Source organism: Microbacterium sp. NPDC076911, from assembly GCF_040687125.1.
Lineage (GTDB): Bacteria > Actinomycetota > Actinomycetes > Actinomycetales > Microbacteriaceae > Microbacterium.
Window position 1 is genome coordinate 252,641 of record NZ_JBFBMP010000004.1, and the last position, 16,382, is coordinate 269,022.

General features: G+C 62.0%; 13 protein-coding genes and 1 pseudogene. 9 read left to right on the forward strand and 5 right to left on the reverse strand.

Annotated elements, in window-relative coordinates; translation table 11 throughout:
- Positions 1–153: 153 nt before the first annotated feature.
- Positions 154–1,083: pseudogene (locus tag AB0O81_RS08060) on the reverse strand (proline/glycine betaine ABC transporter permease).
- The gene (locus AB0O81_RS08065) at positions 1,080–2,399 is read right to left on the reverse strand and encodes a glycine betaine/L-proline ABC transporter ATP-binding protein (RefSeq protein ID WP_363583049.1); all 1,320 of its coding nucleotides are present in this window, start codon (positions 2,397–2,399) and stop codon (positions 1,080–1,082) included. Before AB0O81_RS08065 ends, AB0O81_RS08060 begins: the two are co-directional and overlap by 4 nt.
- Positions 2,400–2,819: 420 nt before the next feature.
- On the opposite strand from AB0O81_RS08065, the gene AB0O81_RS08070 reads away from it, so the two are divergent.
- Genes AB0O81_RS08070 through AB0O81_RS08080 form a run of 3 tightly spaced genes read left to right on the forward strand, consistent with a single transcriptional unit; the run spans position 2,820 to position 4,830 of the window.
- Positions 2,820–3,224: a GntR family transcriptional regulator gene (locus AB0O81_RS08070; protein ID WP_363583051.1), complete on the forward strand. Its 405-nt coding sequence runs from the start codon at positions 2,820–2,822 to the stop codon at positions 3,222–3,224.
- On the forward strand, positions 3,221–4,138 hold the full coding sequence (locus AB0O81_RS08075) for an ABC transporter ATP-binding protein (RefSeq protein WP_363583053.1): 918 nt from the start codon (positions 3,221–3,223) through the stop codon (positions 4,136–4,138). The genes AB0O81_RS08070 and AB0O81_RS08075 overlap by 4 nt, the downstream gene beginning before the upstream one ends.
- A complete protein-coding gene (locus AB0O81_RS08080; protein WP_363583055.1) occupies positions 4,135–4,830 on the forward strand; it encodes a hypothetical protein in 696 nt (231 codons plus the stop codon). Before AB0O81_RS08075 ends, AB0O81_RS08080 begins: the two co-directional genes overlap by 4 nt.
- Before the next feature lie 37 nt (positions 4,831–4,867).
- Here AB0O81_RS08080 and AB0O81_RS08085 read toward each other — a convergent pair whose 3' ends face one another.
- On the reverse strand, positions 4,868–5,161 hold the full coding sequence (locus tag AB0O81_RS08085) for a chorismate mutase (RefSeq protein WP_363583057.1): 294 nt from the start codon (positions 5,159–5,161) through the stop codon (positions 4,868–4,870).
- 65 nt (positions 5,162–5,226) lie between these two features.
- Between AB0O81_RS08085 and AB0O81_RS08090 the strand changes: the two genes are divergently transcribed.
- Positions 5,227–6,411, forward strand: coding sequence for an AI-2E family transporter (locus AB0O81_RS08090; protein WP_363583059.1), 1,185 nt, complete (start codon positions 5,227–5,229; stop codon positions 6,409–6,411).
- A 13-nt stretch (positions 6,412–6,424) separates the two neighbouring features.
- On the opposite strand, the gene AB0O81_RS08095 is transcribed toward AB0O81_RS08090, so the two are convergent.
- Both AB0O81_RS08095 and AB0O81_RS08100 read right to left on the reverse strand, forming a co-directional pair.
- Positions 6,425–7,630 (reverse strand): beta-propeller fold lactonase family protein, encoded by a 1,206-nt coding sequence (locus AB0O81_RS08095; protein WP_363583061.1) that lies wholly within the window; start codon positions 7,628–7,630, stop codon positions 6,425–6,427.
- Positions 7,630–8,916, reverse strand: coding sequence for an adenylosuccinate synthase (locus AB0O81_RS08100; protein WP_363583063.1), 1,287 nt, complete (start codon positions 8,914–8,916; stop codon positions 7,630–7,632). Before AB0O81_RS08100 ends, AB0O81_RS08095 begins: the two co-directional genes overlap by 1 nt.
- 114 nt (positions 8,917–9,030) lie before the next feature.
- Between AB0O81_RS08100 and argG the strand changes: the two genes are divergently transcribed.
- From argG to AB0O81_RS08125, 5 genes are all read left to right on the forward strand, one after another.
- Complete coding sequence (argG, locus tag AB0O81_RS08105; protein WP_363583065.1) at positions 9,031–10,473, forward strand: argininosuccinate synthase; 1,443 nt, start codon at positions 9,031–9,033, stop codon at positions 10,471–10,473.
- 46 nt (positions 10,474–10,519) lie between these two features.
- Complete coding sequence (locus tag AB0O81_RS08110) at positions 10,520–11,143, forward strand: TetR/AcrR family transcriptional regulator (RefSeq protein ID WP_363583067.1); 624 nt, start codon at positions 10,520–10,522, stop codon at positions 11,141–11,143.
- Positions 11,140–11,811 (forward strand): hypothetical protein, encoded by a 672-nt coding sequence (locus AB0O81_RS08115; protein WP_363583069.1) that lies wholly within the window; start codon positions 11,140–11,142, stop codon positions 11,809–11,811. The genes AB0O81_RS08110 and AB0O81_RS08115 overlap by 4 nt, the downstream gene beginning before the upstream one ends.
- Positions 11,808–13,619, forward strand: a complete 1,812-nt coding sequence (locus AB0O81_RS08120) for a YhgE/Pip domain-containing protein (RefSeq protein ID WP_363583071.1) — start codon at positions 11,808–11,810, stop codon at positions 13,617–13,619. Before AB0O81_RS08115 ends, AB0O81_RS08120 begins: the two co-directional genes overlap by 4 nt.
- A gap of 75 nt (positions 13,620–13,694) precedes the next feature.
- Positions 13,695–16,379, forward strand: coding sequence for a penicillin acylase family protein (locus AB0O81_RS08125; protein WP_363583073.1), 2,685 nt, complete (start codon positions 13,695–13,697; stop codon positions 16,377–16,379).
- The last annotated feature ends 3 nt before the right edge of the window (positions 16,380–16,382 follow it).

A 16,382-nucleotide genomic window follows, 5' to 3' on the forward strand; every position in this document is an offset into this window, starting at 1 on the left:
CTTCTTTATTGCTGTTTCCTTTCCTCCCGTGTGCTGTGGCACGGGTGTGGGGAGGCTCGCGCTATCTGCACGATCAGGTGGGTGGACGAATGCCGTTGCAGGCGGCGTCTACCCGGTCTCGTCGACTGGAGGTCTCCAGTCGAAGTTTGTAAATCAGGCTGCCGTCACGTTGCTTACACGCGACGGCGCGTTGCCCTCAAGCTTCTGCTGAGCGGTCTTGTCAGACGCCTTATCGGCACTGATGAAAGAACGCTTCGTCCGACCGGCGGCAAACGCACCTGTGATGCGGTCAAGAATGATCGCGAGAATCACCACGGCAAGGCCTGCTTCAAAACCGAGCCCGACGTTGATTCGGTTCAGTGCGGCGACAACCTCGCCACCGAGCCCGCCCGCGCCGACCATTCCGGCGATAACGACCATCGAAAGCGAGAGCATGATCACCTGGTTGACACCAGCCATGATCGAGGGCATTGCGAAAGGCAACTGAATCTGTCGCAGGATGCGGCCCGGTGACGCGCCGAATGCCTGACCAGCTTCAACCACTTCTTTGTCTACTCCGCGAATGCCGAGTTCGGTCAAGCGCACGCCGGGGGCCATGGCGAAGACGATCGTGGCGACGATTCCGGGCACGACGCCAACGCGGAACAGAATCAGCGCCGGGATCAGGTAGACGAAGGCGGGCATCGTCTACATGAAGTCGAGGATCGGGCGGATGATGCGCGATGCGAGGTCATTGCGGGCGCCGAGGATGCCGACGGGCACCGAAATGACGACCGCGATCGTGCTGGCGACCAGCACGAGCGCGAGGGTGTCCATCGCGTTCTCCCACTGGCCGACGCTGACGATCAAGAGCAACCCGATGACACTGCCAAGGGCAAGCTTCCACCCCTTGACCCACCATGCGAGCAAAGCGATCAGGGGAATGATGATCCAGTAGGCAGGGGTCGAAAGAACGAAGTCAACGGCGTCATAGAAGCCGAGGAACACTGCGCGTACAACAGCGAAGAAACCGCTAAGCACCTCGGTGAGAACGTCGATGAACGCTTCAACCCAGTTGCCGATCGGGAGACGGAAGTCATTCATCGTGCGACCTCCTCGGTCGGTGCAACGGCAGGCGTCGCGGCGTCATCCACAGTCTCGTGCAAGGTCTCGTCGAACATGTCCATCGTGATCGTGGTGGGGGGAAGCTCAACAACGGGCATCTCTCCGGTGTCGCTGGTGATGTTGCCGAGTGCCGCGAGCAGAGTGACACGCGGAACCACACCGAGCAGACGCTGCTGGTCATCAACCACCGCGAGCGGCAGGTCAGACTCGACTGCGCTCTCGAACAGGTCGCTGAGCACCTGATCGGGTGCCACCACCGGGTAGTCGGTGCGGATGACCGAGTCCAGCGTGGTGATGCCCTTCTTGACGAGGCGCATGACATCACGATCGTGAACCACACCGAGCAGCCTGCGGCCGCCTCCGACGACATAGACAAGCGAGGTCTGCATATCGCGCATCAGAGCGAGCGCTGCGCGGGGGCCTGCGCTTGCGCTCATGACGGCGCGAGCTTTGTCCATCACATTGGATGCTGACAGCACCCGAGCACGGTCGACGTCAGCGACAAACTGTGCGACGTAGTCATCTGCGGGATCGGTGAGGATCTCCTCTGCTGTGCCCTGTTGCACGATGCGGCCATCGCGCATCACGGCAATGCGATCTCCGAGGAACATCGCTTCGTTCAAGTCGTGGGTGATGAAGATGATCGTCTTGCCGAGCTCTTGCTGCAGCTCGATCAGCTGTTCCTGCATCTCACGACGGATGAGGGGGTCGAGTGCCGAGAAGGCTTCGTCCATCAGCAGGATGTCGGTGCCAGCGGTCAGCGCACGGGCAAGGCCCACGCGCTGTTGCATTCCGCCCGACAGCTCGCTCGGCATTGCGTCCGCGCGGTCGCCGAGGCTCACCTTTTCGAGGATCTCGCGAGCACGCGCATTGCGCTCGTCTGCGGCGACTCCCTGGATTTCGAGGGCGTATGCGGCATTTTCCAACACCGTGCGGTGTGGAAGGAGCGCGAAGTGCTGAAACACCATGGAGATCGACGATCGGCGAGTGTCGCGCAGGTCTTTCGCTGACGCGGTGCCGACGCTGCGACCCTGCACCAGCACGTCACCTGACGTGGGCTCAAGCAGCCCGTTGAGCATGCGGATGACCGTGGATTTTCCGGAGCCCGAGAGGCCCATGATGACGAAAATCTCACCTGGCTTCACCGTAAAGCTGGCGTCGATGACAGCAGCTGTTCCGGAGTTCGCGACGTCAGCGCGGGTAGCGCCAGCCTTCAGTCGTTTTACTGCATCTTTAGGATTGCGGCCAAATACTTTGTATAAATTGCGTGCCTCGAGGGCGTTTTCGACGGTCAATTGCTTCACCTGGGTGCCGCGCAAAGCGCGGTCACTCTCAGTTACGCCCGGGTGACGATCATTGGCGCCACACACACGTCACCTCACGGATGACGTGGCAGCGCATCTGGCGATGCAACATCGGGTTCATCGCTAAGACCGCCGACCATACGCTCGTCGCACATGAACCCCCAGGGTCCCTCTGATGCGACAACCGCGGACTGGTCGTCAGAGGCCAAAAGCCTCCCCACCGCTAACCCGCGCGACCCTGCGCGTCAAAGTGAAACACGAGCGCCGCTCGTTGTCTCGCGTATTCCGCTGCCGTTATACGTCGCTTCTATCGATCCATACCGAGCCGAGTTCGCCCTTCAGGGTTGACAGCGGGCAAGTCTGTGTTACACGGTTAGTTAGTCAAGTAAGTAACCAACAAACGGAGGCGCTGTGATCGAAGATGGCCGTGCACTCTTTGTGCAGATCGCAGAGAGCGTCGAAGACTCGATCATCGACGGGAGCCTTGCCCCAGAAGCACAGGCTCCGTCGACGAACGAACTCGCCGCCTTTCACCGAATCAACCCCGCGACGGCGGCAAAGGGCATTGCGCTGCTCGTTGACAAGGGCATTCTCTACAAGCGTCGAGGAATCGGAATGTTCGTCGCGGCGAACGCACGCCCCCTGCTTCTCGACGAGCGCCGAGCGCGCTTCGCGCTGCGCTTCATCGACCCGCTCATCGGCGAAGCGCGCAAGCTCGGCCTGAGCGGCGACGACCTTGCCGCACTCATTCAGTCCCGTGCAGCCACTGCAGCCACACCGATATCCGACTCAACCCAGGAAGGACCCGCACGATGACCGCAGTCATCGAGGTCACCGACCTCACCAAGCGATACCGCGAAGTCACCGCGGTTGACAATGTCAGCTTCACCCTCGAGAAAGACACGATCTACGGCCTCCTCGGCCGAAACGGCGCCGGAAAGACAACGGTGATGTCGATCCTCACCGCACAGAACTTTCGCACGTCGGGCAGCGTCAAGGTCTTTGGCGAGGAGCCCTACGAGAACGCTGAAGTGCTCAAGCGGATGTGCTTCGTTCGCGAAAGCCAGAAGTACCCAGACGATGCGCTTCCCTCTCATGCATTCCGCATGGCAGCACTGTTCTTTCCGCATTGGAACCAAGAGCTAGCCGACCGGCTGGTCGAAGACTTCCAACTCCCAAAGAAGACGCGCATCAAGAAGCTCTCGCGCGGACAGCTGTCGGCGGTCGGCGTGATCATCGGACTCGCGTCGCGCGCAGAGATCACTTTCTTCGACGAGCCCTACCTGGGCCTGGATGCTGTCGCTCGTCAGATCTTCTACGATCGCCTCCTCGAGGACTACGCCGAACATCCACGAACCGTGATTCTGTCGAGTCACCTGATCGACGAAGTGTCGCACCTGATCGAGCGCGTACTCGTCATCGACAAGGGCAAGATCATCATGGACGAGAGCACGGATGATACGCGTGACCGGGCGGCAAACATCGTCGGCGATGCCGTCGCGGTCGATGCCTTCATCGGCGAACGCGAGGTGATCCACCGCGAGAGCCTTGGCCGCGTTGCTTCGGTGACAGTGCTGGGCGCTCTGACCAGCGAAGATCGTTCGCGTATTGCAACGACAGGCCTCGATGTAGCGCCCGTTTCGCTGCAGCAGCTGATCGTTCGGATGACCCAGCACGCCAGCGACAACACCGGTGAACAGACCGCCCGCGACGAAGGAGCAATGCGATGAACCGCACCGTGAACGTCGTTCGAATGCAGTTCATCAACAAACAGACTTACGTCTGGATCCCACTGATCATTCTTGCGAGCGCTTTTGCCATTACCTTCGCAATCTATGGCATCCTCATCGCTGCGGGAGTCGATGGCCCGAAGATCGGCGGTGGCGCGCAGGCGCCCCTGTGGTACTTCTTTGCGGTGGGCATTCAAGCTCTTACGATGAGCTTTCCCTTCTCGCAGGCGATGAGTGTGACCAGGCGCGAGTTCTTGGTCGGCACACTGCTCGCCGCCATGATCGCCTCCCTCGCCCTCGCTGCGGTGTTCGTCGTCGGTGGACTCATCGAGCTCGCCACCGACGGCTGGGGTCTCAACGGCTGGTTCTTCTATCTCGACTGGGTGTGGGAGAGCGGTCCGCTGGGCGCGGCATTCGTCTACTTCGTCGCCGCAATGCTGTTCTTCGTCACCGGACTGTGGTTTGCCACCGTGTATCGACGCTTCCGCGCACTCGGCTTGACCGTGGCCCTCGTAGGTGTGGCGGTCGTCATCGTGTTCGCCATGTTCCTGATTGGACAGCTCGATGCCTGGGCGGCGGTATTCGCGTGGGTCGCCGAGTTGGGCGCGGTGGGGCTATCGCTGTGGGGAGTGTTGCTGCTCGCGGTTACTTCGCTGCTCGCCTTTGTGACACTGCGGCGAGCGACCCCCTAGCGGGGAACAGCACTGCGCCGGCGGCCTTTGAGCACACTCAGAGGCCGTCGGCCGCTTCGGTGTGGTGACGAATTACCTCGGCCACCACGAAGTTGAACCACTTCTCGGCGAACTCGGGATCTAGCTCGGCATCGAGAGCGAGTTGCCGCAGGCGGGCAAGCTGTTGCTCTTCGCGAGCAGGGTCAGATGGCGGCATCCCGTGCTCAGCCTTCAAGACCCCCACCTGCTTGGTCGCTTTGAAGCGCTCGGCGAGGAGATACATCAACGCGGCGTCAACATTGTCGATGCTGCCGCGAAGGCGCTTCAGCGTGAGCGTCGGGTCTTCATTCATCAATTGATTCTCCTCGAGTGTCGAGGATACCTGAGCGTAAGCCGAGTGCCCACTAAGGTAAAACCATGAGTGATGGCACCCCTGAGTCGACCCCTCTCGCTGCGACTGCCGCCGCGGGGACAGGAAGCGCGACCGCAAGCGCGGGTGCCGACGCGGGCTCACACGCCCTGTCGACCTACCCGGAAGCACCGACTGCCCGATTCTGGGCGAGGCTAGACGGCCCCTTTGGTGTCGGCTTCTTGCTCACCCTCGGTGGGCTTGCCGCCGTGGTGTTGGGCCTCGCAATCTCAAACCTCGTCACGATCATCATCTACATCGCGTTCGCGCTGTTCGCCGCACTGGGCATCGACCCGATCCTGAAGCGCCTTGAGCGCCACAACGTCGCCCGAGGCTGGGGAGTGACGATCGTGTTCCTCACTTTCACCGTCGCCTTCGTGGGCATCTTGTGGCTCATCATCCCCACGCTGGTGCAGCAGATCACTCAATTTGTGACCGACTTTCCCACCACGCTCGCGAATTTCCAGAACTCCGACTTCTTCCACTGGCTTGAAGGGATTTTCGGCACTGGTCTGTCTGGGCTCCTCACTGAAGCCGAGACCTTCCTCACCAACCCGTCGAACATCGCAAAGATTGGTGGTGGGGCGCTGCAGGTGGGTGTCAGCATCGCAACCGGCATTTCGGGTCTGCTCATTGTGGTCGTATTGACGCTGTACTTCGTTGTCTCACTCGAGCCGATGAAAGAAGCACTCGCCCGGTTCGCTCCCGCGCGCAACCGTCCCAAGGTCACTGCAATGACCAATGAGATCACCGACTCGGTCGGCGACTACCTCATGGGCATGGTGGTACTTGCCTTCTTCAACTCGCTGGTCGCGTTCACGCTGCACCTGGTGCTGGGCTTGCCCTTCCCGTTGCTGATGGGCGTGCTCGCATTCTGCATCACGATCATCCCGCTCGTCGGACCGGTGCTCTACTGGATCACCGCGTCGGTGCTCGCGGTGTTCACCAGCCCGATCGCGGCGTTGATCTTCGCGATCTGCTACCTCGTCTACATCCAGATCGAGGCCTACGTCATCACGCCAAAGGTCATGAGCAAGGCGATCGAGATTCCCGGAGCACTCGTCGTCATCGGTGCGTTGATCGGCGGAACGCTGCTCGGCCTTCTCGGAGCGCTCGTGGCTGTTCCGGTCACGGCATCGATTCTGCTGATTATCAAGCAGGTGCTGATTCCGCGTCAAGACGCGAAGGTCTAGCGGCCTGCTAGCGCTACCGCGCCGCGAGAACGCAGGTCGGCGAAGGCGCTTCGACCCGCTGTTGTATCCGAGAGGGCACGCCAGTGCGTGTGTCGAGGGTGAGCGAAGCAACGTCATTCGAGAACTGACCAGCGACAAGCAGCGTGTCACGTGCGACCACGTGGTGTCGCGGCCAGTTGACACCCGCGTCAACCACAGCGACTGGGGCTAGCGCATCGCCCGCACCGCGCACGCGGATCGTCGCGAGGGTGTTGCTGCCGCGCACCCCGGCGTAGAGAAACTCGCCGTCACGCGAGGGCGCAAGTTCAGCGGCGGTATCGCCGGGCAGCGTTCCCGCACCGAGCGGGGTGCCAGCGACCAGTCGCCACTTGCCCGTGATGTCGGGAGCAAGCGCGAAAACTTCGCAGCTGAGCTCTGCGACCACGTAGAGGTGGCCACTGGGGTGCCACACCATGTGTCTCGGGCCGCTGCCCAGAGGCAGCAGTACCTGCTGCACGAACTGCAGTCGCGAATCGACCATGCGCCAGAATCTCACGAGGTCAAGCCCCATGTCTGTGGTCGCGATCAGGCCATCACGCACAAACGCGGCCTGGTGGGTGCGCGAGGGTCGGGATGCCGCTACCTCTTGAGCGTCGGTAGAGACCGTCTGCAAAGCAGCCGACTCATCGATGTGCTCATCGTGGTCGGGAATGAGGTGGGCGAATTCAGCTCCGGCCGCCTCGCGCAGTGCACGGGTGGCCTGCGCAAGGTCGATACCAGCATCGGCTTGCGGTTCCCCCGAAGCTGCGGGAGCGTAAGGGTCTACGGCCGATGCGCCCAAGGTCGGCGTCGACGGGCGACCCGCAGCATCCACATTCATACGAACGACCCGGCCATCGCTCCAGCAGCTGGCGATCAGCGACGAGCCGTTCGGCGCGACGGCGACGTGGCACACGCTCTCGCCCGCCTCAACTGCAGGGCCCAGGGGCGCGAACGAGGTCTCGCCGGTGCGACGAAACGCCTGCACGGTGCCTGCACCCTCGAGCGCGGCATAAACAACCTCGAGTGTCGGGTGCGCGCTGATCCATGACGGCGATCCCGGCGCGGCCGCGACGTCACCGCCAAACGAGAGCGGCCCACCGGCCGACTCGGAGTCGACGTCACCCGCGACCAGTGTGCTGATTCCAGCCGCGATACCTCCCGCGCCAGCCGCGTAGCCGCCGAGCCAGAACCGCGCCATCAGTCGACGAGATCGTGGCGCACGATGACTGCATCGCGTGCCGGACCAACGCCGATAACCGAAATTCGCGTGCCGCTCATAGCCTCAAGTGCGAGCACATAGTTCTGAGCTTCGATCGGCAGATCCTCAAACGTGCGTGCGCCCGAGATATCTCCCTGCCAGCCCGGGTGGTACTCAAGAATCGGAGTCGCGTGGTGGAAGTCTGATTGATTCACCGGCACCTCATCGAAGCGCTGACCATCGACGTCATACGCGACGCACACCGGAATCTGCTCAAGCCCGCTCAGAATGTCTAGCTTGGTGAGCACCAGGTCGGTGATGCCATTGATACGGGTCGCGTACCGAGTGATCGGGGCGTCGTACCAACCCACCCGGCGAGGACGGCCGGTCGTAGTGCCGAACTCGAATCCGCGCGAGCGAAGAAACTCACCGTTCTCATCGAAGAGTTCGGTCGGGAATGGGCCTGATCCGACGCGAGTTGTGTACGCCTTCACGATGCCGACGATGCGGTCGAGGCGGTTGGGGCCAACGCCAGAGCCAGTGGATGCTCCGCCGGCCGTCGCAGACGATGAGGTGACAAACGGGTACGTGCCGTGGTCAACGTCGAGCATCGTGGCCTGACCACCCTCGAAAACGACAACGTCGCCGTTTGAGAGCGCGTTATCGAGCATCAAGCCAGTGTCAGCAACCATCGGCTTCAGCCGTGGCGCGTACGACAACAGCTCGTCAACGACCTCGTCGGCCGTGATGGCGCGGCGGTTGAACAGCTTCACCAAGAGGTGGTTCTTCTGATCGAGCGCGCCCTCGACCTTCTGACGAAGAATGTTCTCGTCGAAGATGTCTTGCACTCGAATGCCGACGCGGTTGATCTTGTCGGCGTAGGCCGGGCCGATGCCCCGACCGGTGGTTCCGATCTGACGTTTTCCCAAGAAGCGCTCTGTCACGCGGTCAAGGGTGCGGTGATACTGCGTGATGAGGTGAGCGTTTGCACTCACCCGCAGGCGCGAAGTGTCGAGGCCACGAGCGTTCAGCGCATCGAGTTCGGCGAAGAGCACTTCGGGGTCAACAACCACGCCGTTGCCGATCACCGCGTTCACTCCCGGCGAGAGAATACCGCTCGGCAACAGGTGCAGCGCATACTTCTTGTCGCCGATCACAACCGTGTGGCCGGCGTTATTGCCGCCGTTGAACTTGACGACCCAATCGGTTCGGTCACCGAGAAGATCAGTGGCCTTGCCCTTGCCCTCGTCACCCCACTGCACACCGACGATCACAATGCCTGGCATAGGTCTTCCCCCCGTAGTCGAAACGGTTACACCCCATCCTATCCAGGGTGTGCCAGATACCGCGGTCTGCTAGCCCAGCAAGCACTCGACGCTATGACAGATAGTCTTAACCGCATGTCCAAGGTCCTTCAGTCCCTGCCCGTCGGCGAACGCGTCGGCATCGCCTTCTCTGGAGGTCTCGACACCTCCGTAGCGGTCGCGTGGATGCGCGAAAAGGGCGCCGTCCCCTGCACCTATACCGGCGACCTCGGCCAGCCAGACGAAGACGACATCGCGGCGATCCCTGACCGCGCGCTTGAATACGGCGCCGAGATCTCACGCCTTGTCGACTGCAAGACAGCCCTTGTCGAAGAGGGCTTCGGCGCACTCGCGTGCGGCGCCTTCCACATTCGCTCGGGTGGCCGCACCTACTTCAACACCACCCCGCTCGGTCGCGCGGTGACCGGCACTCTGCTGGTTCGTGCCATGAAGGATGATGGTGTCGACATCTGGGGCGACGGCTCCACTTACAAGGGCAACGACATCGAGCGGTTCTACCGCTACGGCCTACTGGCAAACCCCGCGCTTCGCATTTACAAGCCCTGGCTCGACGCCGACTTCGTCACCGAGCTCGGTGGCCGCCAAGAAATGAGCGAATGGCTTGTTGAGCGCGGCTTCCCCTACCGCGACTCAGCTGAAAAGGCCTATTCGACCGACGCCAATATCTGGGGCGCCACCCACGAGGCCAAGACTCTTGAACACCTCAACGTCTCGCTTGAGACCGTGGAGCCGATCATGGGCGTGAAGTTCTGGGACCCGAGCGTCGAGATCAAGACCGAAGACGTCAGCATCACGTTCGACAGCGGACGCCCTGTGGCGCTCAACGGTCAGGAGTTCACCGACCCGGTTGCCCTGGTCTTCGAAGCGAACCGCATTGGCGGACGCCACGGGCTCGGCATGAGCGACCAGATCGAGAACCGCATCATCGAGGCCAAGTCACGTGGCATCTATGAGGCGCCGGGAATGGCTCTGCTCTTCATCGCGTACGAACGTCTAGTCAACAGCATCCTGAACGAAGACACTCTTGCCACCTATCACGAGCAGGGTCGACGCCTCGGCCGACTGATGTACGAGGGACGCTGGCTCGAGCCGCAGTCACTCATGCTTCGCGAGTCGATCCAGAAGTGGGTGGGCTCGACGATCAGCGGCACGGTCACGCTACGCCTGCGCCGCGCCGAGGACTACACAATTCTCGACACCGTGGCTGCCGGAATGTCGTACTCCCCCGAGAAGCTCTCGATGGAGCGCGTGGGCGACGCGGCCTTCGGACCGACCGACCGGATCGGGCAGCTGACGATGCGCAACCTCGACATTGCTGACTCACGGGCACGACTCGAGTACTACGCCGCGGCCGGACTTATCGGTGGGCCCACAGGTGAGCTCGTTGGCCGTGTGACCGCGGGTGCGGCGAGCGAAATCACCGAGCACGCAACACCACTGAGCGCTGAGCGCGAAGAACTCGCAGATGCTGTTGACGAAGCATCCGAGGGTTCGGCTTTTGACTTCGGCACCGATTGACCGTCATTAACTTGCACATAACTGTGCAAGTTTTTACACTGGGGAAGTGACAACACCCCCAGTGAGAGCGCCGCGCCGTGATGCCCGAGCGAACCGCGAAAGCATTCTGTCTGCTGCGACGACCGCACTTTCAGTTGATCCGCACGCTTCGATCGACACGATCGCGCGTGGTGCCGGGCTGTCGCGCCGCGCGCTCTACGGACACTTCGAAGACCGCGACACCCTTGTGCGTGAACTGATCGCCAACGGAGCCTCACGCTTCAATGACATCGCGCTGCGCATTGACGACACTGATCCGCGGGTTGCACTCGGCCGTCTCACCGCCATGCTGTGGAACGAGGCTGCCCACGTTCAGGTAGCCGCTTCGATCGCCCTCGACGAGCAGCACGTCTCGTCCACAGCAGAGGCCTTGGCGCCGTTACGCCGACGGGTGGTCGATCTCGTCCGCGAGGGCCAGGCAGCTGGATCGCTGCGCAACGACGTGCCCGCAGTTACGCTCGCTCGCTTGATTGAAGAGACAGCACGAACCGTCATCACCCGCATGGATGCTGCTTCTCCCGATGCACTCAGCCTTGCGGTGCGCGCTGTGCTCAGCATCTCAGGGCTGTCATGGCGTGAAGCACAAGCGTTGCTCGCCGCTCACCCCGACCTGGTGGCGACGCAATCATGAAAGTCTGTTTGAACGGCGTCAGCAAAGGCCGCAAGCAACGTGCGTTGCCCGAGATCTCAGGATCGTACGAATCGGGTCGCGCTACCCTGATGTGCGCAGAGACCGAACAGCGCCCGACGGTTCTGGGTCTGATCGCCACAGGTCGAATGAAGCCCGACACCGGCACCGTCACACTCGATTCCCGCAAGAACCCCCGCGCAATGCGGCGCCTGGTGGCTCTCGTTGACGCCCCCGGGGTGTCAGAACCCGAAGCCAACGTGCAGGTGGGCGGCGTGGTCGCCGAAGAACTCATGTTTGCGGGTCGACGCTCTGACCCCTTCGCAGTTCGCACGTGGCTCGCCCAGCATGGACTTGAGTCGCTGGTTGCACTCCCCATCAGCAACGTTGCACCCCGTGAGCGACTTCGCATGCTCTGCGAGCTCGCACTCCTTCGCAGGGGCACGGACGCCATCGTGCTCGTCTCACCCGATCGCCACGGAGGCGAACCGGCGGTGTGGTGGAACCTTGCTCAAGAGCTCGCAGCCCGCGGCCTTGGCGTGCTCGTCATCGCAGGCCGCGCATCTCACGCGGTGATCGACGAATCGCCCAGCTCGCGCCGCTACGCATCACGCGCACCCTCGCCCAGTGGGATGCGGCTACGCCGCATGATCGGGGGGAAAACCCGATGAAGATTCCACAGATGATCACTGCCGAACTGCGTCGGTTGATCTCCACTCGGATGGCCCTGATTGCTCTCGTAGCGCTTCTGGTCGTGCCGATCGTGTACGCGGGCTTGTACCTATGGGCCAATCGCGACCCGTATGCACAGCTCTCTCAGGTGCCTGTGGCACTCGTCGTGGCCGACGAAGGTGCTCTCATCGATGACACCCAGCGCAAGCTCGGTGATGAAGTCGCCGACGAACTGATCGCAGACGGCACCTTTGAGTGGCACCTCGTGTCGCTCGCGGGTGCCGACGCGGGCCTCGATGATGGATCCTTCGACTTCGCGGTAGAGATCCCGGCGGACTTCTCTGCGGCTGTCGCATCGCTCACGAGCGACGCCCCTTACCAAGCTGAGATCCTGCTACACACCAACGATGCGAACAACTATCTCGCCTCGACCATTGGCGCACAGGCGGTTGCGCAGATTCAGCAGACGGTCACAGAGAAGATCGTCAGCGAAGCCGGACTTACCTTGCTCGACGGAATGCACGAGATTCGTGTGGGCTTGGTGGATGCTGCCGCCGGTGCCGGTGAGCTGGTCGATGGCCTGGGGAGCGCCGATGATGGCGCGCTGCAACTGCACTCAGGTGTCGAAACTCTTGCCGACGGCATTACGCAACTCGAAGCGGGCGCCACCACAGTGGCCGAGGGTGCTTCACAAGTTGCCGACGGCACCCGCGAGATCGATGACGTCGCTGACCAGGTGGGTGCAGCATCCTTCGCTGTCATAGACGCCCTGCCGCAGGCTCGCGACGCCATCACCGCGGCGCTGACTGACGCGGGACTGAACCAAACGCAGATTGATGAGGTACTCAGCGAACTGGACCCCGTTGGCGAGCGCGCCGAAGAAGTCAACACGCACATACAAGCTGTTGTGGCTGAGATCGATGAGCTCGACGAAGGAGCACACGCGGTTGCCACGGGCGCCTCGGCTCTGGCAACGGGTATGGCATCCGCTGCCGAGGGATCCGATGAGCTTGTCGGTGGTGCCAGCGCGTTGCAAGACGGAATCGCCCAGCTCGCCGACGGCGCGCTCACTCTGAGTGATGGTCTTGCCGCGGGAGTGGACGAAATTCCCGACTCTGACGAGGCCACACGCGAAGGTCAAGCTGACGCGCTCAGCTCCCCGGTGAGCACGGAACAGACCTCTCTCACCCAAGCCCAGAACTATGGTGCGGGCCTCGCCCCCTTCTTTGCTGCCCTTGCCGGCTGGATCGGCATCTATGCGCTCTTTCTGATCGTCAAGCCAATCTCCAAGCGCGCGATTACGGCGTTGCACTCACCGATTCGGATCACGCTCGCAGGGTGGGCGACTCCCGCACTGCTCGGTGGGCTGCAGATGATCGGTCTCTTCGGAGTACTAGCGATCACGCTGGGGTTCCAATTCGCGAATCCGCTCGGCACGCTCGGCATTCTCGTGTTCGCCAGCGCCACCTACGCTGCCATCGTGCTTGCTCTCAACGTCTGGCTTGGTTCGGTCGGGCAGTTTCTTGGACTTGTGCTGATGGTGCTGCAGCTCGTAACCGCTGGCGGAACCTTTCCGTGGCAGACCCTGCCTGCCCCTCTCGCCGCCCTGCACCATGTGCTGCCGATGGGTTACGTGGTCGATGCCATGAGACAAGTGATGTACGGCGGGAACATGGAGCGTGTCGGAGTCGATCTGATGGTGCTCGCCCTGTGGATGGTCGGGGGCGTGTTGCTTGCGGCGATCGGCGTGACACGGATGACACACTTCCGCACGTTGCGAGATCTTCAGCCCAGCCTGATCGGCTGATCCTCGGCGGCGCAGTGGAACTCCCACACCAGATTCGATTCTGGGCGAGTGCGCGACTAGATTCGAATCTTGTCGATGGATCCAGCCCGTCGACACCCTGGCGCGCACGACGTCGCCGCGCAGCCCATGCACCACAACGAAAGCTCTTCCATGTCGATGCCGACAGACTCCGAGATAGTCGACGAAAACACGCCGCGCCGTTCGGTGGGCCGCACGATCGGCATCACCCTATTCAGCGTTGTGGCCACCGTCACCGTGATTGCGTTGATCGCAGCGAGCGTGCTCGTTTACAACGTGCAACGATCGTTCCCGCAACTTGAGGGCACCATCGAGCTGCAAGGCCTGGAAAGTGACGTCACCGTGCAACGGGATGTGCTCGGCGTCCCCACGATCACCGCACCGACGACGGATGACCTCTTCTACGCCGAAGGCTATGTGCATGCACAGGACCGTTTCTGGGAGATGGACTTTCGTCGCCACGTGACGAGCGGTCGCTTGTCGGAACTCTTCGGAGAGTCGCAACTCAGTACCGACAAGTTCTTGCGCACCCTCGGTTGGCATGACATCGCGGAGCAAGAAGTGGCTGCTCTCGATGAGACGACCCGCTCGTACTACGAGGCCTACGCGATGGGCGTCAACGCGTACCTCGCTGAGAACGACGGTGCCGATGCCTCATTCGAATACGCCGTGTTGGCGTTGCAGAATGCTGACTACGAGATTGAGCCCTGGACGGCAACCGACTCCGTCGCCTGGCTGAAGGCGATGGCCTGGGATCTTCGCACAAACATCGGCGACGAAACGGAACGAGCCCTTCTCGCGTCGACGCTCTCGTCTGACGAGATCGACGAGCTCTACCCCGGGTATCCGTTCGACGAGAACCCGGTGATCGTTCCGCAGATCTCTGACGCTCCCGCAACCGCCGCCGCATCGACTGCGGTCTCTGCGGGCAGCGACGTCAGCAGCGCAGCATCCGTCGAGTGGACTGAGGTCGACGGCGTGATCGAAGCCGTCTCTGCCCTCATTGGCGATGCTGGTGAGGGCATCGGCTCGAACTCCTGGGTAGTGTCGGGCACAACCACCGAGTCTGGTCTGCCGCTGCTGTCGAATGACCCCCACCTCGGTGCCGCGCTCCCCAGCGTCTGGTATCAGGTCGGCCTCAAGTGCACGACGGTCAGCGAGGCCTGTCCGTTCAACGTGTCGGGTTTCAGCTTCTCGGGCCTGCCAGGCGTGGTCATCGGACACAACGATCGCGTCGCTTGGGGCTTCACGAACCTGACCACCGATGTCACCGACCTTTACCTTCAAAAGATCGAAGACGACTCGTACTGGCGAGATGACGAGCTCGTGCCGCTTGACACACGCACCGAAACGATCAAGGTTGCCGGTGGCGACGATGTGCAGTTGAACATCCAGACCACAGACAACGGCCCGATCGTCTCGGGACTCACCGACGACTTCACGGTGATCGCAGCCGCTCCCTATGTGGGCACTGATGGCACGATCACCGAGCCGATTGATGCACCCGCAGGCGATTACGCAGTCAGTCTGCGCTGGACGGCGCTCGAGCCCGGCACGACCGCAGCAGCAATCTTCTCGCTCAACCTGGCCCAGAATTTCGAAGACTTCCGCGCCGCCGCCGAGCAGTTCGACGTGCCCGCGCAGAACTTGATCTATGCAGACGTCGACGGCAACATCGGCTACCAGACTCCCGGTCGGCTTCCGATTCGCGGTGCCGCCGACGGTTCGATGCCGCAGCCCGGTTGGGACTCTGCCTTTGACTGGCAGGGCTATATCCCGTTCGAAGAACTGCCAGTGTCGTACAACCCTGACGAGGGCTACATCGTGACCGCAAACAACGCGATCGTTGGCGAAGACTACGAGTACTTCCTCACCAGCGACTGGGACTACGGCTGGCGTGCAGCACGCATCACCGACCTGCTTGATCGCAAGATCGCCGAAGGGCCACTCACCGCCGAAAGCATGCGCGCGATCATGGCTGACAACGAGCTCTGGATCGGAAAACGTCTGATCGCTGCCTACCTTGATGTCTCAGTCGGTGAAGAGGGTCCGGATGCTGCGCTCGCCCTGTTGGAGCAGTGGGACGCACAAAATGCGGCCGACTCGCCAGCAGCTGCCTACGCGAACGTCTTGTGGGATGAACTCGCACAGAACCTGTTCATCCGAGGACGCGAGAACCCCGCGCCCCTGTCAGATCAGGCGCGCATGTTCCTGGTCGCCGATGAGCTTCTCGCAGACCCCGCTTCACCTTGGTGGACGAACGACGAACTCGACGTGTCGAACCAGCAAGAGATGCTCGAGCTGAGCGCCCAGAACGCCTACGACACCCTCGTCGATCTCGCGGGAAGCAATCCAACGGCATGGCGCTGGGGAAACCTGCACGCGTTGACGCTGACGAACGACTCGTTCGGCACGTCAGGGATCGCGCCGATCGAGTACCTCTTCAACCGCGGTCCGTACCCGGTAGGCGGCGGCAGCTCGGTGGTCAACGCCACAGGCTGGGTCGTCGGCAACAGCTTCGAGACGATCACCGTTCCCTCGATGCGCATGGTCGTGGATTTGTCAGACCTGGATGCGTCAGGGTGGAACAACCTGACCGGCGCGAGTGGCCACACGTATCACCCGAATTATGTCGACCAAACCGAGTCATGGCAGAACGCGGAGCTCACCACCTGGCCGTTCACGCGCCAAGCAATTGACGACACCACAACCCACACCCTGACGCTCACGCCCGACGAGTAGCCG